We start from the raw sequence: 26,553 nt of genomic DNA, 5'->3' as shown, positions 1-26,553 counted from the left end.
AATTCGGTTAAAAATCACTATGGACTTGATGACACAACTTTTTATGTTACTCATTGTGGCTACCACTCTCGGTACTCTCTACCTCGACTACCGACAACTACGCACCGTCACGGCCCACCGAGAGCGGGTACCTGAGGCGTTTGCAGCCTCAATCACCCTTCAGGAGCACCAAAAAGCGGCCGACTATACGGTAGCGAAGCTGAAACTAGGGGCAGTCAGCGGACTCTACTCGGTACCGCTGCTGCTCTTTTGGACTCTCGGCGGCGGCCTACAGTGGCTGGAGACGAGTGTTAGCCACTGGCACTGGGGCCAGCCTTGGCACGGTGTCGCGGTACTACTGCTGTTTAGCTTTGCCAGCTCACTACTGATGTTGCCATTGAGTCTCTACCAAACATTCTACTTGGAGCAGCGCTTTGGATTTAACCGCACCACCGTTTCGACCTTTATGGGTGACATGGTCAAGCAGATAGCTCTCTCTATTGCCCTTGGCGTCCCTCTGCTGGCGCTCATCTTATGGCTGATGGCGAGCAGTGGCGATTTTTGGTGGCTCTGGGTCTGGCTAACCTGGCTGCTATTCTCGCTACTAATGATGTGGATCTACCCGAACTGGATTGCGCCGATATTTAACAAATTTGAACCTTTAAGCGACCAAGCGCTAGTGCAACGGATCGAAAAGCTACTCCAACGGTGTCAATTTAACGCTAACGGTCTGTTTGTCATGGATGGCTCCCGCCGCTCTAGCCACGGTAACGCCTACTTTAGCGGTTTTGGCCGCAATAAACGGATCGTCTTTTTCGATACCCTGCTCAAAGAGCTGACAGGCGATCAACTCGAAGCGGTATTAGCACATGAGCTAGGCCATTTTCGCCGCAAACATATCCCCAAACGAATCGCGATGACGGCACTACTCTCGCTGCTCTCCCTAGCCCTACTAGGCTATCTGGAGCAGCAGCTCTGGTTCTATCAGGCGCTAGGGGTTGAGCAGCCGAGTGAACATATAGCGCTACTACTATTTATGCTGCTACTGCCTCTAGTCGGCTTCTTTCTACAACCGCTCTTTGCCCTCAGTAGCCGTAAACATGAGTTTGAGGCCGACCAATACGCAGCAGAGCAGAGTAGCGCGATCGATCTGATCTCGGCTCTAGTGACCCTCTATCGCGAAAATGCGGCCACTTTAACCCCCGATCCCCTCTATTCGACCTTTCACGACTCCCATCCACCGGCACCGGTGCGCATTGCCCGGTTACAACAAAACAGCGATCTTAATCGACCAACCTACCCTAACGGAGAGCAATGATGACCTACCGCAGCACGCTAATCTCAGCCATTTCAGCACCCCTTTTAGCCGCCTCTCTCTCACTACCCGCCGAAGAGAGTCTTAACGAGGGGGCAGCGCTACACCAACAGAGCTGTCTTCGCTGCCACGGCAGTGAACTCTATACGCGGGCTGATCGCAAAGTAACCCACTATGCCGCGCTCAATAGTCGAGTCAATATGTGTAAAGATATGTTAGGACTCACCTGGTTTGATGACCAAGTTCAGGCGGTCACCGACTATCTGAACCAGACCCACTACCACTTTAGTCGTTAACTAACTCCGAGCCCGCTAATGAACGCTACCCTGATCAAATGGGTCAATTCGCTGCAGAGTATCGAGCTGCCAGCGATTACACACAATATCAAGGTGTTAAAAAACCTAATTGTGCGTGAAACCATCCCCATGGATCAGGTCGATAGGGTACTGGAGAAGGATATCGGCCTCGCGCTACGACTGATTAGGCAGTTAAATAAGATTCAGCATCAGCATGGCCGTGACGATATCGACTCCATACCGCAGGCTCGTATGTTTAGCGGTCTCGATAAGCTCTCACTGCTACCGCAAAAGCTCCCCTCGCTAGAGAAGTGCGATAATCGAGTGGTGCTCAACTATCTCACCATCTTAAAGCGCTACTACCATGCAGCGGTACAGGCGCGACAGTGGGCGATTCGGCGCCAAGATCCCGATCCGAATGCCATCTTCCTCGCCACCCTACTCCACTGCGTCGGTGAGCTAGCGCTCTGGATTAAAGTACCGGAGAAGATGGTCAATATTCAAAAGCGGATTGTCACCAACGATACCGAACCGGAGGAGGCACAATATCTTGAACTAGGCTTTTTAATCGATGAGTTCACCAAAGAGCTGGCCAAGGTCTGGCATCTACCGATTATTTTTCAGCGTAGCCTCTACCCAGAAAACGCCTCCGATAGCCGCATCTACACCATCATGCTCGCCATTGAGCTGAGCCATAGCGGTGAAGTTGACTGGTACTCGCCCGAAACAAGAGAGATCGAAACTCGCCTAGCCAAACTAATGCGGCTAGAGACGGGTGAAACCGTGGCCATGATCCACACGACTGCCGCCATAGCAGCGATTGAGAGTAACTACATTCGCCTACCCCACGCCGCTAATCGGCTCCTACTGCCCGCCTACCCGATTGCCACAGAGGAGACTAACGACAGCGAAGAGACGCAGAGCAGCCGCCAGGTCAGTTTCTGCCTCGCCCCGCGCCGACCGCTGCTGCTACGCTACCTAAAGCAGCTCAAACAGCATCGCGGTGAACGACTCTTTAAAGAGATTATTCAAAGCGCCATGCTAGCGATGCACGATGGGCTGGGGCTAAATCGGGTGGTCTATGGTGTGGTCACCAGCGATCACTATATTAAAGCGCGCAGTATCGTCGGCAGTGACGATCCCGACTTTAACCGCTTCTCAATTGAGCTACCGCCAAAGAGCTTCTTCCGTCAGGTGCTGCAACGACCGGTACCGATCTGGCTCAATCAGAACAACTATGCACGCTACTGGCCGAGAATTCCGCCAAAGTTCCGCCAAAAACTCGAAGTCAAAAGTTTCTATGTCATGGCGCTCTATGTGAACGATAAGCTCTGCGGCGTCTTCTATGCGGATCGCGCCAACCCCCACTGCCACCTAGATGAGCGCAGCTTTAAGCTGTTTAAGCGGGTTGTAGCAGAAACAGCTAACGCGCTGGAGCGGGGCTATCGTAAGGTGCAGTAAGAGAATGAAGAGTTGCGCTGGTAATAAACTAACTAAATTGAGGGAAGTAGAGCCATCACCGAGCTAACCCGGGAGCTAATTATAGTCGAAACCAAACTAAAGAGGATAGCATAGTGATTGTGAAATTAAAGGCCGCTAGCCGCCACTATCCAGAACTATCAGCCGGATATAGCTATTTTGTCATTGGTATTGAAGCCGATGACTACCGTCTGTTAAACGACAAAGGTAGCCCTTACCTCTATCCGGCAGAGCTGTTTGATATTGTTGAAGCAACAGAACCTGTTGAATGGTTAACCGAATATGGTGCGGATGGCGAGCGTTACGCCTACCCTGCACCACTACACGAAATCGGTTTCTTTGAAGATTTTTTTGACCAAAAGCCCGAACAAGTCATCCGCTTTTGGCACACAGTCAATCAGCAGCTGACCCGAGCTGCGTAGCGTGGTAGCAAAACCTTATTCATCATTTCACTAGCTAATTGCTGACAGCTTGCCCTACAGTGAAGAGCAAGCCACAGCGATGATCTGACATACCAAACAGACGAATGTTTAACCAAAAGTATCGTCAAACAGATTATTAGCCCAGTCATACATCGTTCGATAGGCTTCAGTTGTGGGACTACCCGCGCCGAAACTCTCCTGAATGAGCGCCATTTTGCCTGTGGTACGGTTATAGCGATAGTTAGCACTGAGCCAACTGGCTTTGTCATCCCCTACCGGACTAAAACAGGCTGAATTAGTCACCGGTTCAGCATAAGGCGACAGATTCGACAGCAGTCTGAGCACAGCATCCGCGCACACTTTAGCTTCAGCATTGGCCATATGTCCCGATTTGGGCTGACCGGTTGCCTGTGAGTCGCCGATAATATGGATATTTGCCGCCACAGTTGACTCGTAAGAGAGCGGATTAACACCGGCCCATCGCCCGTCAATATCGGCCAATTGATTGGCCGTAATCAGGGCTGCCGCCTGCTGATTGGGAATTAAATTGACCAAATCGCCACTAAACAGGCCGGCGGAGGTCTGTAGCGCTTGTGTATCGGGATCAGCACTCTCAACCGTAACACCACTATGATAATCGATGACCGCAGCGTAACGGTTATTAAACCGCTCCCCGAATGTTTCAGGTTCAACAATAATGGAGCTATTCGCATCCAGTACAGTTAGCGTACCACCACGCGGCTCTAACATGTCGGCCAGCAGGCAGGCTCGCTCGTAGGGGCCGGGCGGGCAGCGATAGGGGGCTTTAGGAACCGTCATAATCACATGCGCCCTATCGGGTAGCTGCTGTAGCTGCTGCGCCAATAGCGTGGTCTGCTCCCCGGCTACCCAGGCGTGCGGCATGCGGTTAAAATCGGTGCCCTCAGGCGCGATAAAGCCAATCCCGGGAGAGAGAATCAGCCGATCATAGGCCACAGTACCACCGGAATCGAGCTGTAGCCGCTGGTTATTGGCATCAATCGTCGCCACACGATCGTGAATCACCTGAACGCCTGCCGCAGAGAGCGCCTGATAACCGAAGCTAAGACGAGAGAGACTCTCCCGACCATTTAACACCAAGTTACTTAAAATACAGCTAACATGTGCTGCAGCCGACTCAATCAGAGTGACATCGACCTGCCCCCCCGACCAGAGGCGCAGATATTTCGCCGCTGTCGCGCCACCAAAACCGCCACCTACAACGACGACATGAAAATTGGCCGCCCGACTCGCTACAACCGGTGCCATAGAGAGAGCGGAGACCGCGACCGTCTGTTTAATAAAATCTCTTCTGCTCTGATTAATCATCGTCGTGCTCCTCTTCATGATCACTATCGCTCTCTGCATAGTCGGCAGCGACACCGCTCATCGCGATATAGTTAGCTATTTTACTCAACTCATCGGAGCTATACCCCTTTGCCTGATGCGCCATCATTGAGTTAGCGCTGCTCATTTGGTATTCGAGACTCTCCTCATAGAGTTCAGCACTGCTCTCTCCGGCTAGCGAGTCGATATCCGTTTTCGATCGCCCCTTCGAGCCATGGCACTGAAAACATTGCGCGGCTAGTAGTCTGGAGCCATCATCAACCATCGTACCACTATCTGCTGTTGTGATTGATGTTGCGGTTATCGTGTCGCTATTGACTACAGAACTATCTGAAGCGGTTTCAACCCGACTATCGTCGCTACCCTCTTCCTGTCCGATAGCCGAAGTCGCAGAGTCAGTTTCATGCTGTTCTGTGTCGTCATTATCGTCACCTGTATCAGACAGTGGATAGACTGAAGTTACTGCTCCGGAAGTCATGTTATTGTCCGTTACACCACTATTATCGCTTTCAATCGATTCACTATTTGTCCCGCCAGACTCATCCGACTCCGATAGTGCCGCCTCTATCGCCTTATCGCTGTTATCTGATTCAGCCAAACCAGTAACATAAGTGTCATCGCCAGTATCAGACTCATTTTGCTGCTGCGGCTGTGTCAACTGCTCAGCTCTGTCATCAGATCCAGCTAATATAGCAGCATTGGTTTCAGCCACTATGGCGGAACCGCTATCGGACTCATTTGACACCAAACCCGAATCCGAAGCAGAACTCTGACATCCGCTTAATGTGACACTCGTCGTTAATAGAGACAGGTGCAGCATCCACCTTAATCTTTCTCTGTTGTTCATAAAATCACCTCTGTCGATTGATTAATGTAAATTAACGCCGACCACAATAGAGGTTGAAGCTGAACTCAACCCATCTTTCGTCAAATCCGACCAAAATCCCCAAAATATATCGGGAACCCGATATGCGATTTTAATTAAATCAATTACTTGAGTTTTGAAAATAAATCGTAGTGCCATAATGTGACGGATAGGCTTGCAATCCCCCATTTTGCAGCTACACTGTCAGTATGTATATTCGTCGCACTACGATTAAAAGCCACGGCTCCGGTGAGCCCTACTTCACCTATCGACTGGTGGAATCCACCCGTGTGGCCGGCAAGGTCAAGCAACAGACCCTGCTCAATTTGGGTCGCCACTTTAGTGTAGAGTCGGCGCAATGGCCGCTTCTGACCGCCCGCATTGAGCAACTGTTGAACGCACAGGGCGATTTTCTCACCCTGGCACTGCCAACCGCCCTGGAGCAGACCGCCCAGCAGTTGAGCAACAAACTACAGCAAACCGGTTACGGCGAACCGTTACCGCCGCACACCTGGCAATCGGTCGATATGGACTCTCTGGAGCTAAGCCGGCCTCGTCAGGTTGGCATTGAACAGTTGGCTCTGCATGCGCTGCAACAGCTGAAACTGATTGATAAACTGCAAGAGCTTGGCTTTAACCGTCATGAACTGGCCGCAGCCATTGGCAATATCGTTGGGCGCATGGCTTCTCCTGCCAGCGAGTGGGCCACCTATCACTGGCTCCAGCAGCAGAGTGGACTGGGCGAGCTCATCGGTTATGACTTTGACGCCATGGGGCATGATCGCCTCTATCAAGCCAGCGACCTGCTCTGGAAACACAAAGCGGCACTGGAGGCCCATCTCTGGCAGCGGGAGCAGACGCTTTTCGATCTGAAGGAGACTATCGCCCTCTATGACTTGACCAATACCTTCTTTGAAGGAGCGCCCGACTCCGAACTGGCACAGCGTGGGCGCTCCAAGGAGCGGCGCAGTGACTGCCCGCTCGTTACCCTCGGTCTGGTACTCGATAGCAGTGGCTTTCCGCGCTGTTCACGCCACTTTGCCGGTAATGTCAGCGAACCCTCCACCCTGGAGGGTCTGCTCACTGAGCTGGAAGCCTCGCCACACAGTACTGTTATTATGGATGCCGGCATTGCCAGTGAGAAGAATCTACAGTGGCTGAAAGGTGCCGGTTACCACTATATTGTCGTGAGCCGTCAACCCCATCGAGAGTTTGATGAGACCCAGGCCACGCTGATCAAAGAGAGCCCCGGCAATTGCGTACGCGCGCAGCGGGTTGAGGATGGCGAGCGGGGGGAAGTCAAACTCTACTGCCACTCCGAAGCGCGAGAACTGAAAGAGCAGGCGATTCTGGATAGCATTGCGCAACGCTTTGAAGCGGGGTTAACCGCCCTTAATGAGGGACTATCTAAACCCCGTTGCACCAAAAGCAGCGAGAAAATCCATGAGCGGATTGGTCGGCTCAAACAGAAGTATTCCCGTGCAGCCGCCCGCTATACCATTAGCGTCAGCGAACAAGAGGGCAAAGCCACGGCCATCACCTGGTCTCTCAACGATGCCGCCGACTCAGCGGCCAGCCATCCCGGCGTCTACTGTCTGCGCACCGATTTACTCGATTGGGATGCTGCCAAGCTGTGGCAGACCTATATCCTGCTCACCGACCTCGAAGCGGTCTTTCGCAGCCTGAAAAGCGAACTGGGGATGCGCCCCGTCTATCACCATACAGCCGATCGCCTCGAGGGCCACCTCTTCATCACCCTGCTCGGTTACCATCTCGTGCATACGCTGCGACATCAACTCAAAGCACACGACATTCATGCGAGCTGGACATCCCTGCGACAGCTGTTTGCCAATCGTCAGCGGGTGAGTGTCACCGTCAAGCGTGAAGATAATCGCACCATTCATCTGCGCAAAACCACCCGCATCGAACCCCATCAACGTCCAGTTCTGGATGCGCTGGGACTCGACTATTCGGTCCATCCGACAAAGATGACGCTGATCTAAATTCGGCTCAGTCAACACGCGTTCTGCATTCTGCATCGTGAAAAATCATAGATGTAGTGCCATACTACCCATTGAATTCGTCTCAACTATTTGATTTTTTGCACTATTCGATCTAGCAAATCGAAAGATGGGTCAAACTGAAATAGCGGCGTAAACTGCATCTATTTCGCCTGTTTAATGATATTTTGTGATAGATGTCACGCTTTATTGGCCAGTCAGACTCCGGCTCTCCGGCCACACAGTCGGCTTAAATGTATATTATGCCTTCTATTCCCGCTACTGAGAGGCAAATTCAGCCTGAATTCAGGTTGAGGGAGTATCGTCTAATTTTAATCTTTACCCTTTTGAAAAATGCCCATGCTTCGCCAATTTACCTCGCTGCAACGCCCTCAGCTCTACCCCGCCTCAATACTGCTACTGGTCACACTGGTGATGCTGCTACTGCATAACCACCACTTCTGGTACCTCCTCAGTCAGCGGATCGATCTTGCAACCCTCAATGGCTTTGGCTACCTGCTTACCCTACTGGGGCTGATGCTGCTCCTTATGCTCATGCCGCTGTTACTATTAGCAAGCCACTTTTGGTTAAAACCACTACTGACAGCCGTTATCCTAGTTTCGGCACTGCTTAGCTACTTTAGCGATCGTTACGGCACTATTTTTGATGTAGAAATGGTGCGCAATATTATCGCTAATGTCGCCGAAGGTAACCGCGCGGAGGCACTGGAGCTGCTCTCTGTAGATCTATTCAGTTATCTGTCACTCTATGCTCTACCGCCACTGGCACTAATGCTGCTGTTAAAGGTGAAATCAGAGTCGTGGCACAGGGCAATGCTACGGCGACTTTTCACTCTGTTAATCCTCCTCGGAGCCACGCTGCTACTGGTTGGTCTTAACTATAAAACCACCACCCTGTTTAGTCGCGAAAACCGTGATCTACGGGTCTATATTCAGCCGATCTATGCGATCAGTTCAGTCGTGCGTTACTATCATCAGCAGTGGTTGGCGGCGATGCCGTTTACCCCGCTGGAACCGGCAGTGTCGATTCGTCCCGATACAGCTACACCGCTCATCGCCGTAATGGTGGTCGGTGAGACCGGCCGTGCCGATCACTGGAGTCTGAACGGCTACCCCCGAGCCACCACTCCCGGCCTGGCACAGACAGAGGGGGTAGTTAACTTCAGTCAAACCCGCTCCTGCGGCACAACAACGGCTTACTCTCTCCCCTGTATGTTCTCCCTGCTGCCGGCCAGTGACTATAGTCCGGAAAAAGCGGAACGGCGCTCCAATGTGCTCGATCTGATTCAAAACGCCGCTATCGACACCTACTGGATCGACAATAACTCCGGCTGCAAAGGGATCTGCCAGCGTCTTAACGCAGCGAATAGGATTCAGTTAGAACCGCAACAGCTAGATCAGCAGCTACTGCCACAGTTAGCACAGCGCATTGTCCGAGTTAAAACCGATACCCTGTTTGTCCTCCATATGCTCGGCAGCCATGGCCCGGCCTACTATCGCCGCTACCCTCAGTCAGCAGAGCAGTTCAGTCCGGTATGCCGCTCACAGGCACCCCACACCTGTAGCCGAGAAGAGATAACCAATGCCTACGATAACACCATCGTCTATACCGACAGGTTTTTAACCCAACTGATTCAGCAGCTACAACAACAGCCCTATCCGGCCTTTATGCTCTACGCTTCAGATCATGGTGAATCGTTAGGTGAAAACGGCATCTATCTGCACGGTCTGCCATACGCTATTGCACCAGAGGCTCAAACCCATGTACCAATGGTGCTGTGGGCTTCCGACAGCTATCGGCAACTGCGGCAGCTACCACCGCTGCCACGCAATATCTCAGCTAATCTGAGCCATGATGTAATCGCCCATACCCTGCTTGGCGGACTGTTTCTGCATAGCCGTGATTATGACGCCAAACTCGATTTATGGCACCATTTTTAGCGCAATAGGCGCTTGATTGACAGATTAAACGCTACAACGCTTGGCGCCGGTTAAAGGCGTGGTTCAGCGTCAGACCATCAACATAACCCAGCTCCCCCCCCAGCGGGATCCCCGGTGCCAACCGCGACACCATAATAGCGGCATCGTGCGCCATGGTGGCGATATAACTGGCGGTCGCCTCCCCCTCCATGGTCGGATTGGTGGCTAAAATCACCTCTTGTATTGGCGACTTTAACTGCTGCTGCAGCTGTTCAAACCCTAGCTGCTCCGGACCGATGCCATCTAGCGGCGACAGGTGGCCATGCAGTACAAAGTAGTAGCCACGATAGTCGGTGCTACTCTCAATCGAAACCATATCGGTGGGGCTTTCGACAATACAGAGCTGCGCCCCGTCACGCCCCTGATCCCGACAGAGGCGGCAGAGCCCCTCCTCGGTAAATGTACGACACTGATTGCAGTATCCGATATGCTCCACGGCGTGAGAGAGCGCAGCAGCCAATGCCATCGCCCCCTGCCGTTCCCGTCCTACCAGATAAAAAGCCATTCGCTGTGCCGATTTAGGCCCGATTCCCGGCAGGGTACGCAGCGCCTCAATGAGCCGATCTAGCGCCGGACTGAAACTACTCCTCACCGCTTAAAACGGCATCTTAAATCCGGGGGGGAGATTTAGCCCGGCAGTCAACCCCCCCATCTTCTCATGAGTGGTGCTCTCGACCTGGCGCACTGCATCGTTGACAGCGGCGGCGATTAGATCTTCTAACATCTCCCGATCATCCATAAGCGACTCATCGATCGAGACCCGTTTCACATCGTAGCGGCCATTCATCACCACTCGCACCATGCCCCCTCCCGACTCGCCCTGCACCTCCATCCGAGCGATCTCCTCCTGTGCCCGCTGCATACTCTCCTGCATCTGCTGCGCCTGTTTCATCAAATTTCCCAATCCACCTTTCATAAATGCCACCTCTTTGGTTGTCAAATCGCTTTCACTACCGTTAATCATACAACATTTGCCCGTTTTAACCAGCCACTACAGAAGACTTTAACCGACCAACCCCGTTACAATAGTCGTTCAGACAACCTTTTGGGGGGAGCAGTGTGACCAATTTAAGCCTTAAAGAGAGCGTGCAGCTACAGCGACAGGTGCTGCGCGGCCTGATTAGCAACGCCATGAACGAACTCGCCAAACAGTGCGCCCCCTCGCTAGACGATCCCGACGCACTACAGCAGCGACTAGAGCAAGCGCTGCCGCGACTGAAATATTGCAAGCATCTCTATATTATGGATCAGCACGGAGTACAGATAACCGCCAATATTACCCCTACCGGTATTGATGAGAACCATCGTGGCCGCAACCGCATGTCGCGCCCCTATATGCAGAGTGTCAATAGCGAACCCTTTACACTGTCCGAATCCTATATTAGCCGCAACTCGCGTCGCCCCTCGCTAACGGCCATTCAGACGATTAATGATACCGAGGGTCATCGGATCGGATTTCTCGGCGCCGATTTCGATCTGCGTGAGCTCCCCCACACCGGCCACCTCTACAAAGAGCCCGATACTTGGCGTCAAGTCAAGGGCGATCCAGCAATTCGTCGCGGTCTCTTCGCCCAGCAACGGATCGAAAGCCCGATGGATAGGGTGATCGATAATGTGCTGCCGCTGCTAGAGGAGCTGATGATCTACCACGGTATTTATCACGGCAAACTCCACTTCTCCAGCAGTCGGGCGACCATCTGGACGGTCGAAGATCCCTTTGTCTATCGTATTCTCAACATCGATGACTTGACCGATCCCGATATCTGCCTCGCCTACCGCTGCCATCCCTACCATGAACGAGCCATTGTCGAACCAGATCTAATCGCTCCGATATTGAGCCTATTTCGCCAACTGCGCTTTGCCGATGAGAATGTCTATCTACGAGCCGGTTCACTCAATCTAATTAACGGCATGATCGGGCTCAACTTCTCCTGTGACGGCTCCCACTACATGCGTTATGATGAGTTTCTGCTAAAAAATATCGAATTCTGGTTTGGGGCCAGCGGTATTTTAGCCCAATAGCTTCCGGTGCCTAACGGATAGAGGCGCAAATTTTAAGGGATTCATGCTGTTTAACAGTTCAGTCAGCCGCTCGCGATACGCTGCTGCACTCTGCGATCTCTGATTTTCTGGTTCACACGCGCTGCGTGGGAATCCATACCAGCGACTATCTCTCCGGTATCAGGCTACACCCTACCGCTAAAGAGCTCTTCTATGGTGTTAGCCGTCAAAATTGCTGCGACCCAAAGGTCAAGCTGTGCTCTGTCCGCAGCGTGCAGTTTGGTCTCAACCCAGTTGGGGGCGGTACCAAATTTTAGTTGGATTTGTTTTAGCAAGGTCTCTTGCAGGGTCTCTTGTCGACCCTGTTGCCGACCCTCTTGCATCGCAATGCGTTCAACTGAGGTGATGTACGCCATCTGTTGCTCCTGTTCAATTTGGTCAACGATCTGTTTAAACTGTATCTCTAAATTATCGGGTAGGCGAATCATCCAGTCAATCAGCTTAAATAGTTCAAGAATTTGGTCACGGCTGTAGCGCCGTTGATAGAGTAGCCGAATCAGTTGGCTTTTGACATTGAGTCGCTGTGTCGGATCGGGGATTAGTTTAACCTGAAGCTGTGCGGCGACAATCAGGGCAAAGGGGTTGGCGCTGTTTAATAGCTCATTCAGCCGCTCGCGCCAGTCCAGCAGCTTAACCACCGGAAAGCGAAAGTCGATTTCACATCCTGCCAGTGAGAATTGAAATCGATCCGGTCTGAAAGCCGATGAGCTGTCGCTTAGTACCGCTAAACTCACCACATCTTTGTGGTATCGATCCCGAATGCGGTAGTTGTAGCGAAACATGCGTGCGGCAAAGTCGGACTCCGGTTCGCCCTGCACTTCAACATGAATCAATAACCAGCTCTTCTTACCGTCGCACAGGGTCACTTGAATTAGTTTGTCGGCATAGGTGCGGCCATCAGCCGCTGTACCGGTAATTTTTTGTAGCTCTTTGTCTAAAAAGACCGGCGCTTTAGTCCAGTCTATCAGTTGACAAACTTGCGGAAAGAGTAGTTGTAGAAAGTCGGCAAAGTAGTACTCCAGCGCCTCTTTCCACGGGCTATCATAATCTTGGGCGGTTGCTTGACTCATTGGAGATTCATCTCATAACATTTTTTGGCGATATAATGTTAGTGGGCAGTGGGCAGTTTCTGGTTCTCACTCTCCACGAGGGAATCCATAGCTGAATCTCTCCTGTATCGGGTTACACCCTACCGCTAAACAGCTCTTCTATGGTGTTAGCCGTCAAAATTGCTGCGACCCACTGATCAAGCTGTGCTCTATCCGCAGCGTGCAGTTTGGTCTCGACCCACTCGGGGGCAGTACCAAATTTTAGTTGGATCTGTTTGAGCAGGGTCTCTTGCCGACCCTCTTGCCGACCCTCCTGCATCGCAATGCGTTCAACTGAGGTGATGTACGCCATCTGTTGCTCCTGTTCAATTTGGTCAACGATCTGTTTAAACTGTATCTCTAAATTATCTGGCAGTCGAATCATCCAGTCAATCAACTTAAACAGCTCAAGAATTTGATTGCGGCTGTAGCGCCGTTGATAGAGTAGCCGAATCAGTTGGCTTTTGACATTGAGTCGCTGTGTCGGATCGGGGATTAGTTTAACCTGAAGCTGTGCGGCGACAATCAGGGCAAAGGGATTCGTGCTGTTTAACAGTTCATTGAGCCGCTCGCGCCAGTCCAGCAGCTTAACCACCGGAAAGCGAAAGTCGATTTCACACCCTGCCAATGAGAAGTGAAATCGATCTGGTCTGAAGGCCGACGAGCTGTCGCTTAGTACCGCTAAACTCACGACATCTTTGTGGTATCGATCCCGAATGCGGTAGTTGTAGCGAAACATGCGTGCGGCAAAGTCCGGCTCCGGTTCGCCCTGCACTTCAACATGAATCAATAACCAGCTCTTCTTACCGTCGCACAGGGTAACCTGAATTAGTTTGTCGGCATAGGTACGGCCATCAGCCGCTGTACCGGTAATTTTTTGTAGCTCTTTGTCTAAAAAGACCGGCGCTTCAGTCCAGTCTATCAGTTGACAAATTTGCGGAAAGAGTAGTTGTAGAAAGTCGGCGAAGTAGTACTCCAGTGCCTCTTTCCACGGGCTATCATAATCTTGGGCGGTTGCTTGACTCATTGGAGATTCATCTCATAACATTTTTTGGCGATATAATGTTAGTGGGCAGTGGGCAGTTTCTGGTTCCCACTCTCCACGAGGGAATCCATAGCTGCCAACTCCCCGGTATAGGACTACACCCTACCGCTAAAGAGCTCTTCTATCGTGTTAGCCGTCAAAATTGCCGCTACCCAAAGGTCAAGCTGTGCTCTATCCGCAGCGTGCAGTTTGGTCTCGACCCACTCGGGGGCAATACCAAATTTTAGTTGGATGAGTTTGAGCAGGGTCTCTTGCCTGCCCTCTTGCCGGCCCTCCTGCATCGCAATTCGTTCAACTGAGGTGATGTACGCCATCTGTTGCTCCTGTTCAATTTGGTCAACGATCTGTTTAAACTGTATCTCTAAATTATCTGGCAGTCGAATCATCCAGTCAATCAGCTTAAATAGTTCAAGAATTTGGTCACGGCTGTAGCGCCGTTGATAGAGTAGCCGAATCAGTTGGCTTTTGACATTGAGTCGCTGTGTCGGATCGGGGATTAGTTTAACCTGAAGCTGTGCGGCGACAATCAGAGCAAAGGGGTTGGTGCTGTTTAATAGCTCATTCAGCCGCTCGCGCCAGTCCAGTAGCTTAACCACCGGAAAGCGAAAGTCGATTTCACACCCTGCCAGTGAGAATTGAAATCGATCCGGTTTGAAGGCCGGGGAGCTGTCGCTTAGTACCGCTAAACTCACGACATCTTTGTGGTATCGATCCCGAATGCGGTAGTTATAGCGAAACATGCGTGCGGCAAAGTCGGACTCCGGTTCGCCCTGCACTTCAACATGGATCAATAACCAGCTCTTCTTACCATCGCACAGGGTAACCTGAATTAGTTTGTCGGCATAGGTGCGGCCATCAGCCGCTGTACCGGTAATTTTTTGTAGCTCTTTGTCTAAAAAAACCGGTGCTTCAGTCCAGTCTATCAGTTGACAAACTTGCGGAAAGAGTAGTTGTAGAAAGTCGGCGAAGTAGTACTCCAGTGCCTCTTTCCACGGGCTATCATAATCTTGGGCGGTTGCTTGACTCATTGGAGATTCATCTCATAACATTTTTTGGCGATATAATTTTAGTGGACAGTTTCCCATTCTCGGCGTGGGAATTCATAGCCGCCACCTCTCTGGTATCAGACTACGCCTTACCGCTAAAGAGCTCTTCTATGGTGTTAGCCGTCAAAATTGCCGCTACCCAAAGGTCAAGCTGTGCTCTATCTACAGCGTGCAGTTTAGCCTCAACCCATTCGGGGGAAGTACCAAATTTTAGTTGGATTTGTTTTAGCAGGGTCTCTTGCCGACCCTCTAACTTGCCCTTTTTATGCTCTTCGTTTCTATAGCGTTGTGCAAAACTGGCCATCACTAGTTCCCTCTGTGGGTAACGCGCTGAGTTAGCGCAGATTAACCCGATATAGGTTGAGTTAGTCGATGTAGTAGCGGCTGAGTTAGGGTATTAAACCAACCGCTACTGCAGAATATTACCAGTACGACAACAGTTTAGTTTCCATTGGTAATAGTTACTGTGGCACTAGCTCCGGAATGACTAAATGTTGCCTGAGAAGAGTCACCACTAGCACCAATGTTAGTTACATTAATAGTTGCCGTACAAGTACCATTTGCAGCTGTGGTACAAGCAGCATCTTCACTAATCACCATAGTTCCGTCTTCTGTTTCAGAGTAGGTCAGTGGTTGACCGCTAACAGGATTACCACTTGAATCTGTTAGCAACATAAGCGATGTCTGACTCCCTGTTGCAGTTACAGTAATTGAAATTGGCGCAGCCACTAAATTAAAACTATTCGGTGTGATGCAGTTTGTAGATGTTGAACGGCCAAAAGGACTTGTAGCACCTGGTGGACTTACATTAGGATTAGTATAGTCAGAAGCTAGTCCAGGCAAACTGAATGTTTGTGAGTAGCTACTTTCAGTCCCGGCTACCGTACTAGAAGCTGTAATTTCAATAGCTGCCCAGTGAGCAAAATTTCTAGCATAAGTTATATCAAAAGTTGCCGTACCATCACTTCCAGTCGTCACACTAGCAGGTATAGTTACCACATTGCCAGGTTCCAATTGACCACTTAGATTCACATCTTCTCCACTATCTAAAATACCATTCAGATTCGCATCTTCATTTGTGCAAACAAATTCTGTTACCTGTTGCCACTCATCAGGAGTACCATCGGGAGGATTGGTTGTGTCGACAGTTTGCCAAAAGCCTTTACTATAAGCACTATATGCTGTCGAGAGTGGTTTTGCCGATAGTGCAACCGCTTGATTAGCGACTGCAGCCCCAGCAGCATCAGTTACCAGCAGAGTAAATGTCTTGGTTAGTGTTGACGCATTGGGAGTACCTACTTGATTACCCGTACCAAAACGAATAAACAGTGGTTGCTGCGAAACTGTTAAGTTAACCGTGTCGGTAATCGCACTGTTATCTCGCAGTGTTGCCTGCACAGTAACGCCATTTTGGGCACTGCTGACAGAGGATGAGGTATAAACCGTTGAAACCCTGCCCAAGCTATCGGTAATGCCAGTAGAGAGATTTATAGTTCCGCCACTTACATCGTTTAAGGTAAATAACACCACCTGACTTTTCACCAAATTGTTATTAGCATCCCGCACCGTCGCGGTAATGCTACTCTGTTCCCCTCCTGTACCAACCAAGACTTTTGATGCCTGCACATTAATTGAGGTGGGCGTGGTTGCCACAAATTCTCGAGTCAGTTCTGCACTTAAACCTGTCGTAGAAATTGCGGTAATAGTTGCAACACCGGCAGAGGTTGAAGAGATATTTATCTTTGCAACACCAGTTCCATCCGTAACTGCCGTATTCTCGGTCTCATCAGAGGGATCATCCAGCACCCCACGGGTTGAAGAGAAGTTTATAGTTTGCCCTGCCTGACCCACACCTGCTTCCGTCCATGTCAGTGTAATCGCCTCTGTCTCGCCTAGGTTAATATCCGTATTGGTAGAAGAGAGGCTGAACACAGTCGTACCGGTCACATTTAATGCATGTGTCGCAGTTGCGCCTGCACCCGTAATCGTAATCGTATCGGTTCCAACCACAGTTGGTGTCACCTGTATAGCAAGGGAACCATTGCTACCCGTCGTCCCCGTTGTTGAACTTAAAGGATTGTTATTGGCTGATGAGATGGTTAAGGTCTGTCCACTGACAGGATTACCGGCACCATTGGCTAGACGAGCAGTTAAAGTTAATGGCGTATCTTGATTCACACTGTTTAACCCAGAGATTGTAATAGTCGTACCCGTAGCATTAATCGTTATCCGTTCAGAGATTGAGCCGGTTGTTGCGGTAACTTCAATTGGGCGATTAATATCACCGCCTAGCACATTTAGCTGTGCAGTTGCCACACCATTAGAATCACTGACGCCGCCATTATTGACTAAAATCGTCCCACTATCAGAGGTAAATGTGACAGGAATATTACTCAGAAGATTATTCCCTGCACCACGAACGTAAGCGCTAATGGTTGCCGTCTCAGTTGTACCGGTCGTAAGGGTTGTTTTATCCGTCACTAAAATTAACGATGCCGGAGTTACGGTTGTTTGGTTAACAGTAATCGCGACAGGTGCTGCCCTTCTGGAACTATTCGTCACAGAAGAAACAGCAATCACATCACTCCCTGTTCCTGACCCAGCGGTATAAGTAAAAGAGAATTGACCGTTAGAGTCTGTTGTTCCTGTTATGGCACTTACAGAACCGCCACTACCATTAGTAGTTAACTGTATTCTTAAAGACTCCCCGATAACAGGGTTAGCGTTTACATCAGTTGAAGTCACTGTAAAAGTTGTTGATGACGATGATGAAACTGTTATCGGTCCAGCGGGAGATAAGACAATACTACCCGTAGTGCTATCTGCAATAAATTGCACTGAAGTTGTAGCAGCAAAGCCATTGGATGTCGCTGTAACCGTAGCCGTTCCCAGTGTAGTGACGGAAGTCAGCATCACCTCGGCAACACCACTACTGTCGGTCGTGCCACTGGCGGAACTCAGTGTTCCCAATGTCGTACTGAAACTGACTGAAGTATTAGGCACAACAGCACCAGCAGTATCTCGTACTGTTGCGCGAATAGTAGTCGTACTAGTCCCGTTTGCAGTCAAACTGGTTGCACCACTACTGGCAGAGACAGAACCCACCACTTGTGCCGCAGCATTGACCACAATATTTGCTGTTCCACTAGTACTGTTACTACTCGCTACTGCCGTAATCGTATCAGTACCGTTGCTACTTCCCGCCGTGTAGACCGCTGTCGCAACACCGTTAGCATTTGTCGTACCCGTCGTCGCTATCGTACCACCGCTGTTATTGGTGCTGATACGGAACGTTACCGTTTCACCAGTTATAAACAAACCGTTGGCATCCGTTACCGTCGCACTGACCGTACTCGTACCGCTCGGATTCACCGTTGAAGGTGCACCCGAAACAGCCACTGTGTCCACTGCACCGGTAACGAACTGCACTGATGAGCGAGTAATAAATCCATTAGATGTGGCAGTAATATTGGCTGTTCCCAATATTGCAACCGAAGTCAAAGTAGCTTCTGCAATACCACTACTGTTGGTTGTAACACTATTGGAACTCAATGTTCCCAATGTAGTACTGAAAGTCACCGTTGCACTCGGCACTACCGCCCCAGCGGTATCCCGTACCGTCACACGAAGGATAGTCGAGCTGGTTCCGTTAGCGGTCAGACTGTTAGAGCCCGTTGCCATAGCGACACCTCCTACTACAACAGCGTCATTATCGACCGTTATTGTACCGGTTTTAGTGGCATCGTTACTGCTGGCTACGGTGGTAATGGTATCAGCGCCTTCCGTAGTACCAGCAGTATAGGCAACTGTAGCAATACCATCATTACCGGTCACTGCCGTTGTTGCACTCAAGTTTGCACCACTGGTATTGGTGCTAATGGAGAAGGTGATTGTTTCTCCGGAAACGGCATTGCCATTGCTGTCGACTACTTTGACTGACACCTGACTGCTACCAGAACCATTTACCGTGCTTGGTGCTGCCGAAACGATATAGCTACCATGACTGACAGAGGGTGCTCCAGCAGTCAGTATTACATCCGTTGTCGCACTATTGTTTCTCGTACCATTGCTGTGTGCATAGGCACTAATAGCCGCTGTACCAGCTTTATTACCTGAGTTCAATGTCACACTGACATTACCTGATGCATCAGTTTGCAATGTAGTGGTCGGATCAGTATTAGTGGTTGTCGCTGTTGATGCCTGCACATCCAGACTCCAGTTGGCAGGACCGTTATTAACCTCCACAACAAAATAGTAACTTCCGCGACTTAATTGCGGGGTAACCGCCAAGCCATTCAAAATCGGCTGGCCATCATTTACCAAAGTACTAATAAAATTTGATCTTATTATTTGATTCGTATCCAGATTATACAAATCCACATCTAACCACGAGTTTTCCGGTACATTGGTAAAGGAGTAACGAACTGCAACCGCAGTTCCATCCACATTAACGCTAAACGGATTATCAAATGTGCTGGAGGAGAGATTACCACTATAACTATTGGCAGTAGAGGTCGTTACCGAACTACAATCCTGAGCTATCGTGTTTCCCGATGCGGTAAATGTCGTTCCCTCCAGCCCTGAGCAAATACCCACAGGCACACCACTCACATTACCTCCACTCATGCCCTTAACATTGACAGTTACCGCATTGGTACTGCTACCATCAGCCGTCATAGTTGCGCTCGCAGATGCTACTGTAATTGAACCCACAGTAGTTAATGTTCTGACAGATGAAATCGCCGTGCCACTTCTCACTCGAACCTGTACAGTATCAGCTAAAGTCGCGGGTACCACCCAACCACCATCGCTATAAGCTCCGTTGGCATCACTGCGCCCGCTTCGTGTGTAGTAGTAATTCGGCGATGCTGCGCCGAAATTATCAACCACATCCAGTGTGTATTCGGCATTGGAAAGAATATTATTGTTCGCATCACGAATAAAACCACTGAAATTAACACTATCGGCTTGAGTAATTACCGCTTTATCTGTATTCAACACAATGCCATTGGCACTGCCCGAAACAAAACTGACATTGACCGAGGCAATACTACCTTCGGCATTAGCTGACACGGCCGCAGTTCCTGCTGAAGTTGTTGAAAATAGAAAGACACGAGCAACACCATTACTGTTTGAAGTTGCACTTAATGTCGTAACTGTGCCAACAGTTGCGGCATCGGGGCTCAATGTACCCAAGGTGGTTGAAAAATTAACGGTAGCACCAGCAACAACAGCACCATTCACATCACGCACAGTAGCGGTAATTGCAGTACTGCCAGCACCATCTGCCGTAACATTAGATGAACCGGATATTAAATTGATGCTATTCACATCCAACCTAGTCACAACAATGTCTAAGCTAGCAGTAACACCACTATTACTACTTGAAGTTACTGTAATGGTATCAGTTACGGCAATAATGCCGGCAACATAGTTTATTGTCAGCTGGCCACTACTATTGGTCTCTGCCAGAATCGGGCTCACAGAACCGCCGCTATTATTGGTAAAAGTGACTAACAGTGTTTGATTAGCAACCGGCAATCCATTTCCATCCGTTACTCTCACAGCAATTTGCGAGTTTCCTCCGGTATTAACAGCAGAAGGCAAAGGCGTTAAATTAATTGTAGCAGCCTCTCCGGCAGTAAAGTTAACCTGTACAGTATCCTCATAATCTCCCGCTGTAGCTTTTACTGTCGCCAGTCCGATGCCAACCGGGTTAGGTCCAGTCAAACGAGCCGAAGCAATCCCCCCACTACCTGAAACCACTGTAATGGTTCTGGAATTATTATCCCCATCAACATCATCAGCATTATCAAAACGGCCAAATGAAGTTACAAACGCAACCTCACGACCGATAACCGGCTGAAAATCACTATCTAACAACTGCGCTCTAACGATGGTGCCATCACTACCATCGGCCACAACTGTTGTACTTGCTGCAGTCAAACGCAGATCGGCAATATTACTCACCCCTTCAGCCAAAATCGTAATATTTTGACTTGCAGGATAGTCGTAACCGGCTACCGTTGCCGTCACGACCTCAGTACCCACAACACCGCCGGCAGTATAGGTCACAGTCGCTTTACCGGCACCATTAGTTGTTGCCTGAGCTGCCGAAAGCTGTCCCGATGCAGCACCACTAGAGCTCTGTACCGAAAGAGTAAAGTCGACATTAGCTCCTCTAACTGCATTTCCCTGAATATCAGTTACAGTAGCAGTTAGCCCGACATCGCCGTTAACCACAGTTTCCGATGTCGCAGCTGACAAAGTCACTCCCTCACCAGATAAACTAGGTCCGGAACCACTAGGCGGATTAAACGGTGAGTTATCCAGACTACAAGTATCACCAGCCACAGGAGGCAAAGTCATCCTAAGACGCCCCGTATTCTCAGTCCCTTGCACTACAACGGATGCCTCTATTTCAGTCTCAATCCAGCTAGCATACTGCTTCAGATAACTGATAGTAAAGGTTGCCACTCCACTCTCATCAGTTCGTACCGTGACCGGCACACTTCCTCCACTGGAGTTTTGTGGCGTTATCAAGCCATCACGGCCGATAATATCCTGTAGATCTCCATCAAAGTTAAAATCGACGCCTAAACTACTCTCTGGATAGCTCTTATCCTCGCCATCATCTAGACTTAAGTTACGGTTACTATCTTCATTAGGTATTGCATAGGTTTTAACTGCTGGACAGATCTCATCCAGCGTCACCCGGTATCCGGTATAAGCAAATATAGGCCACGACTTTAAAGTCACCGTGGTATTGGCAACCGGGTTACCGGCTGAATCGCTGACCATAATCGCCATAGGCAGCTCGTAACTGGTATCGTTATTGGCGGTTGCCACTAAGTTGCCCGAACCGATAACCACAGAACCAGCCGTCTGGTTAATTAAGATGGAGACCACATCACTATCAACCTCACCATTAGTGCCATAGAGGGCAGCCTTAATCCGAACCCCTGTCGCATCACTACTAATCGAACCGGAGATAAAATTGGTCGTTACCTGCCCCGAAGAGTCGCTATAGACATAGGCATCCTCCACATATTCACCACCACCGGTACTATTTTCCAGTGTAAAGTGAACCAGAGCATTATAGATAGGTGCACCATTGGCATCCCGCACCATACCGGTTAAGCGGGCACTATTTTGCGCATCGCCACCAGAGGGCTGCAGCGTTGTGGGTGTTGCCTGAATCGTCACACTGCTCCCGACCGCCACATCAGCATTAACAAACTTAATTTGTACCGAATCCTTTAGAGTAATATTGCTTTTAGCAAAAACACTCACTGTAGCAACACCGTTAGCGTTACCACTACTTAATATAGCTGAGACTTCAGTAGCGGCAATATCGACTTCAATCTGCTTGTTACCATTACTCCATTGACCATGAGTGGTGACAAAAACCAACTTTCCGCTAATCGTTGTCGGTACTGATACCTTAACAGTTACACTCTGATCCAGATTAGCAATTTTTTCTGCTTCAGTTATCGGGGCTGTAATTTGTAACGCCTGTGCAGCAGCCTGAACATTAAAATCAAAAGTTTTGGTATCCCCTAAACTTTTTGCTGTTAATCGCAGAACACCGGCATTAATCCCTTTAACTCGCACCGTAGCCCGACCATCAACTCCCGATTTAATTGTATTGCCATCTAAAGGATTACCATTTAGCAGCAGTGTACCCCCGGCACCATCACCATCAGGATCAGATAAAGAGAGTTCAATATCAGCATTAAAGACTCCGGTTCCGGCACCATTAGAGGCTAACAGATCGATTTCTGCAGTATCAGCGCCACCGGTAACTAAATTGGTTCTGTCACTGCTAATGGTAACGCTTGAACCAGTAATCCGTATCGGAATAGAAGTTCCTCCCGTGACACCACTAGCAGTCGCTGTAATCGTCTCTGTTTGATTAGCCGGCTCAGCCAAATTAGCCGCAAAGGTGACCTGCGCCTTACCGCTATCATCTGTAGTTAACTGCGCATGAGATAGCTCTCCTCCGGTGGTTGCAAAAGTGACAATCACACCGGGTAGAACAGCCCCTTCACTATTTTTTGCAGTAACAGTTAAAGTTGCCCTGTCATTTCCATCTGATAATACAGCGACTTTATCGGTTGCAATTGTCAGTTCAGCCGCACGAATCACCTCATCTGCCTCTTCGGGAGGAGTTGAAACGGTAACAGTAACACTCCCTTTTAGGCCAACATTGGTCGCACTAACAGCATTAATAGTCGTTGTTCCGGTAAGCGCAGCATCAGCGGTAAAACTAATTGTAGCAATACCATTCGCTCCAGTTGTGGCAGAGTCACCACCTAACTGGCCTTTACCGACCAAATCAAAGACAATTGACTCGCCACTGACGGGGTTACCAAACTCATCAAGCAGTTTGGCTTTAATTTGGGTTGTCTCCGCTGTCTCTAACGCCGCACTGCTAGCAGTTAAGACTAAGCTAGTCGCCTCTGCCGCCACAATATTAAGATTTATGGCCGAGCCAATGCCCCGATACTCTGCTGAGAGTGTCACTGCTCCGGCCACATCTCTGGAGCTTAGAGTTACCTCGGCAACACCATTAACATTAGTTATCGCACTATTAGCAGAAAGAGCCGCAACACTACCAGAACTAAAATTGACTTTTGCTCCATTCACTGCATTACCTACAGCATCAGTTACCGTCGCACGAATAGTCGTTGTATCACCGCCAACGGTTAACTGCTCTTTACCGGCCCACAAAACTAATGAGTTCACATTCACTTGATCCGCTGTCAAGCTACCGACTTCGATAACTTTAGGCGAAGTAATTCGTAAACCCCGACTCGGAACCACTGCAATCACTGAATCGACAACGCCTCCAGTCTCTCCAGCAAAATAGGTAACTGTTGCCACGCCATTACCATCAGTAATTGCAGAAGCGGAACTTAAACTCGCACCACTTTGATTGGTTTCGATAAAAAATTGCACTTCGATATCAGACACAGCGTTACCAGCATTATCGCTGACGGTCGCCCATAGCGTTGACATACCCGCCGTGTTAATTTGATTTTCCGACAGGTTAAGTTCGATACTCCCCGGTTCTGTGACAATTTTAATGGTTGTTTTAGCCCCAAAACCGCCAGCGTCAGCACGAACTGTAGCCACCGCCGGATAACCGCCACTGGTAAGATAGACTTCGGCAATACCACTCTCATTCGTTACCACGCTTCCAGCTGAGAGTACCCCGGCAGTCGTTGAAAAAGTGACTGTAACATCTTGCTTAGCGGCACCGGTCGTATCTTTTACTACCGCACGAATAAGTGCTTTATCCGAACCATCAGCTATCAACTCATTTTTACCTGCTAACAAGGTGATTTCGCTAATTGGTAAGATAGATATCGTATTACCATCAGGTGTTGTGGTTCCCCCCCCGCCCCCAGCTGTGATCTGCGATGCCGCCTGCTGCACCGCCTCCTCAGTCCCACTAACACACCCCTGCAGCAGCAGCAAAACAAATAGAACAGAGAAGAGAGCCGACAAAGAGAGAGAGAGAGAGAGAGAGAAAGTCTGTTTCATCATTAAAAATCCGATTTCAGTTGATCTTTAAGTATCTTAGGCGTGACAAAAATCAAAAGCTCGCTCTTCTGATTAGTCACATTCGTATTGCGAAAAAAGAAACCCAGCAGGGGGATATCGCCTAATAACGGTATCTTTTCGGTGCTATTTAAAACCGTCTTCTCAAATACCCCCCCTAGCACCACCGTATCACCATCATCAACCAACACCTGAGTGTGAATTTCACGAGTATCAATACTCACCCCATCGGTAAATATCTGTCCGGGGCTGTTTTTGGAGACTAACAGATCCATCACCACCCGATTATCGGGAGTAATTTGTGGCGTCACCCTAAGCTCTAACACCGCATCTTTAAATTCAGTTTTAGTGCCACCACCATCACTCACCGCCTTATAGGGGATTTGAGTCCCCTGCTTAATCGTCGCCTGCTTCTGATTAGAGGTAATCACCCGCGGATTAGAGAGAATCTCCCCCCGACCCTCCGACTGCATCGCCGAGAGCTCCATATCGAGCAAAAAACTACTATCCAAAATAGTAAAACCGAAAGTGCCCTTATCGGTCGCCGGTAGATTAACATTCATATTAGTGACAATATCACCCGGCTGTAGCGTAGCGGCGATCTGTTGCCTATCGACCGTACCGGTCTGCACCCCTAGCTGGCGACCAAAATCGTCAGAGGCGATCACCACCCGCGACTCAATCATCACCTGACGAATCGGAATATCGAGCTTCTTAATAATCTCATTAATCTCATCTAACTTCTCCCCCGTATCGAGAATCATCAGCGTATTGGTGCGCTCATCCATCGTCACCTGCCCCCGTGCCGACAGAATAGAGGCGTTCTCACCCGACTTTAACAGCACCGAAATATCACTCGCCTTAGCGTAGTTAATCTGAAAAAAGCGGGTCTGTAACGGAGCTAACTCCACTAACTGCTGCTGCGCCTCCAGCTCCTGCTTTTCGCGTTCTGCTAACTCACTATTTGGCGCAACTAAAATCACATTACCGGTCTGTCGTTTACCTAACCCTCGGGTACGCAGAATAATATCGAGCGCCTGATCCCAAGGAACATTTTTTAATCGCAGCGTAATCGAGCCGTTAACAGTGTCACTGGCCACCACATTTAAACCCGTAAAGTCAGCGATTAGCTGTAGTACCGCCCGCACCTCAATGTTTTGAAAGTTCAGCGATAACTTCTCGCCCGAATAACCGAAACTATCGCGCTGCTGCTGCTCTAACTCCGATAGCGACAACGGCTTCACCTCAATTTGGTACTCACTCCCCGCCTGATAGGCCAAATAGTCAAACAGCTCACTATTTGGAGTCAAAATCAACTGCGCCCCGTTATCGGTCATCTTAGCGTCAATAAAACTAATCGGCGTGGCAAAATCGTTCACATCGAGCCGCTTCTGTAGCGTCGGCGGTAGCGTGGCGGCTAAGAACTCAGCCACAATTTTACTCCCCTCACGCCGAATGTCGGTAATAATGTTAGGGTCGGTTAGGGTAACGGCAATTCTGGCCTCCCCCTCTCCACCGCGTCTAAAGTCGATATTCTCCACCGAGACAGCCCGCTCAACCGCAACCATGGGCATCGTCGTGGTCGCATCAGTCGCTGTTTCGGTAGCCGCTGCCACTAAACGGCGATTAAACCGAATCAGTAGCTGATTAGCGTTAGCGGTAATATCGTAGGGGGCGCTCTGATTTAACCGCACCACTAATCGCACTCTCCCCCCCGCCTCTAACAGACGCACACTACTCACCGGCCCGGCATTGATATTGCGGAACTTCTCGCCCAGCGCCAGTGTCGCCTGAGGAATATCGATAGAGATACGGGGCGGATTTTCCAGAGTAAAGTGGTTCGGTATCGGAGCCTCACCCGAGAGCCCTACCGCCAGCTCGATCTCGTTACCCTGCACAGTACGCACCTGTAGCTGCTCCACCCTCAGCTCCGCCGCCGCCTGTCGCGACAGCAGCAACAGCAGCAGTGCGCCACCGACAGCGTGCGCTAGAGTTTTCCATGCCTGCTCTTGTCTCATCTTATC

The 26,553-nt window shown here is 49.8% G+C and carries 17 protein-coding genes; 7 read left to right on the top strand and 10 right to left on the bottom strand.

Going from position 1 to position 26,553, the window contains the following annotated elements; all coding sequences use genetic code 11:
* Nucleotides 1–19 precede the first annotated feature (19 nt).
* The 4 genes from D5085_08630 to D5085_08615 all read left to right on the top strand — a co-directional run bounded on the left by D5085_08630 (nt 20) and on the right by D5085_08615 (nt 3,491).
* Nucleotides 20–1,297 carry a M48 family peptidase gene (locus D5085_08630; GenBank protein ID QEP43170.1) on the top strand — a complete coding sequence of 426 codons (1,278 nt, stop codon included), beginning with the start codon at nt 20–22 and terminating at the stop codon, nt 1,295–1,297.
* Nucleotides 1,297–1,590: a cytochrome c gene (locus D5085_08625; protein QEP43169.1), complete on the top strand. Its 294-nt coding sequence runs from the start codon at nt 1,297–1,299 to the stop codon at nt 1,588–1,590. Before D5085_08630 ends, D5085_08625 begins: the two co-directional genes overlap by 1 nt.
* 18 nt (nt 1,591–1,608) lie before the next feature.
* On the top strand, nt 1,609–3,051 hold the full coding sequence (locus tag D5085_08620; protein QEP43168.1) for an HDOD domain-containing protein: 1,443 nt from the start codon (nt 1,609–1,611) through the stop codon (nt 3,049–3,051).
* Between the two features lie 113 nt (nt 3,052–3,164).
* Nucleotides 3,165–3,491, top strand: coding sequence for a hypothetical protein (locus D5085_08615; GenBank protein ID QEP43167.1), 327 nt, complete (start codon nt 3,165–3,167; stop codon nt 3,489–3,491).
* A gap of 108 nt (nt 3,492–3,599) precedes the next feature.
* Here D5085_08615 and D5085_08610 read toward each other — a convergent pair whose 3' ends face one another.
* Both D5085_08610 and D5085_08605 read right to left on the bottom strand, forming a co-directional pair.
* Entirely contained in the window at nt 3,600–4,838 is a 1,239-nt protein-coding gene (locus D5085_08610) for a pyridine nucleotide-disulfide oxidoreductase (GenBank protein QEP43166.1), read from the bottom strand.
* Nucleotides 4,831–5,568 carry a hypothetical protein gene (locus D5085_08605; GenBank protein ID QEP43165.1) on the bottom strand — a complete coding sequence of 246 codons (738 nt, stop codon included), beginning with the start codon at nt 5,566–5,568 and terminating at the stop codon, nt 4,831–4,833. Before D5085_08605 ends, D5085_08610 begins: the two co-directional genes overlap by 8 nt.
* Before the next feature lie 362 nt (nt 5,569–5,930).
* Here D5085_08605 and D5085_08600 point away from each other — a divergent pair, with 362 nt between their 5' ends.
* Together D5085_08600 and D5085_08595 are read left to right on the top strand one after the other, a co-directional pair.
* Nucleotides 5,931–7,724, top strand: a complete 1,794-nt coding sequence (locus D5085_08600; GenBank protein QEP43164.1) for an IS1634 family transposase — start codon at nt 5,931–5,933, stop codon at nt 7,722–7,724.
* Between the two features lie 351 nt (nt 7,725–8,075).
* Complete coding sequence (locus D5085_08595) at nt 8,076–9,683, top strand: phosphoethanolamine transferase (GenBank protein QEP43163.1); 1,608 nt, start codon at nt 8,076–8,078, stop codon at nt 9,681–9,683.
* Nucleotides 9,684–9,714: 31 nt separating this feature from the next.
* Here D5085_08595 and recR read toward each other — a convergent pair whose 3' ends face one another.
* Both recR and D5085_08585 read right to left on the bottom strand, forming a co-directional pair.
* Nucleotides 9,715–10,314 (bottom strand): recombination protein RecR, encoded by a 600-nt coding sequence (gene recR, locus D5085_08590; protein ID QEP43162.1) that lies wholly within the window; start codon nt 10,312–10,314, stop codon nt 9,715–9,717.
* Between the two features lie 3 nt (nt 10,315–10,317).
* Nucleotides 10,318–10,638, bottom strand: a complete 321-nt coding sequence (locus D5085_08585) for a YbaB/EbfC family nucleoid-associated protein (protein QEP45110.1) — start codon at nt 10,636–10,638, stop codon at nt 10,318–10,320.
* Nucleotides 10,639–10,853: 215 nt separating this feature from the next.
* Between D5085_08585 and D5085_08580 the strand changes: the two genes are divergently transcribed.
* A complete protein-coding gene (locus tag D5085_08580) occupies nt 10,854–11,744 on the top strand; it encodes a hypothetical protein (protein ID QEP45109.1) in 891 nt (296 codons plus the stop codon).
* A gap of 164 nt (nt 11,745–11,908) precedes the next feature.
* Here the strand turns inward: D5085_08580 and D5085_08575 are convergent, their stop codons facing one another.
* From D5085_08575 to D5085_08550, 6 genes are all read right to left on the bottom strand, one after another.
* Nucleotides 11,909–12,853 carry a hypothetical protein gene (locus tag D5085_08575; GenBank protein ID QEP43161.1) on the bottom strand — a complete coding sequence of 315 codons (945 nt, stop codon included), beginning with the start codon at nt 12,851–12,853 and terminating at the stop codon, nt 11,909–11,911.
* 112 nt (nt 12,854–12,965) lie between these two features.
* Nucleotides 12,966–13,898, bottom strand: coding sequence for a hypothetical protein (locus tag D5085_08570; GenBank protein QEP43160.1), 933 nt, complete (start codon nt 13,896–13,898; stop codon nt 12,966–12,968).
* Nucleotides 13,899–14,011: 113 nt separating this feature from the next.
* A complete protein-coding gene (locus D5085_08565) occupies nt 14,012–14,944 on the bottom strand; it encodes a hypothetical protein (GenBank protein ID QEP43159.1) in 933 nt (310 codons plus the stop codon).
* 100 nt (nt 14,945–15,044) lie between these two features.
* The gene (locus D5085_08560) at nt 15,045–15,266 is read right to left on the bottom strand and encodes a hypothetical protein (GenBank protein QEP43158.1); all 222 of its coding nucleotides are present in this window, start codon (nt 15,264–15,266) and stop codon (nt 15,045–15,047) included.
* A gap of 137 nt (nt 15,267–15,403) precedes the next feature.
* A complete protein-coding gene (locus tag D5085_08555) occupies nt 15,404–24,514 on the bottom strand; it encodes a hypothetical protein (protein QEP43157.1) in 9,111 nt (3,036 codons plus the stop codon).
* The gene (locus tag D5085_08550; protein QEP43156.1) at nt 24,514–26,547 is read right to left on the bottom strand and encodes a type IV pilus secretin PilQ; all 2,034 of its coding nucleotides are present in this window, start codon (nt 26,545–26,547) and stop codon (nt 24,514–24,516) included. The genes D5085_08555 and D5085_08550 overlap by 1 nt, the downstream gene beginning before the upstream one ends.
* Nucleotides 26,548–26,553 lie beyond the last annotated feature (6 nt).

The sequence above is a fragment of the Ectothiorhodospiraceae bacterium BW-2 genome (assembly GCA_008375315.1).
Classification (GTDB): Bacteria; Pseudomonadota; Gammaproteobacteria; order Thiohalomonadales; family Thiohalomonadaceae; genus BW-2.
Note: the sequence above shows the minus strand (reverse complement) of the source record. Positions and strands in the feature narration are given on the sequence as shown.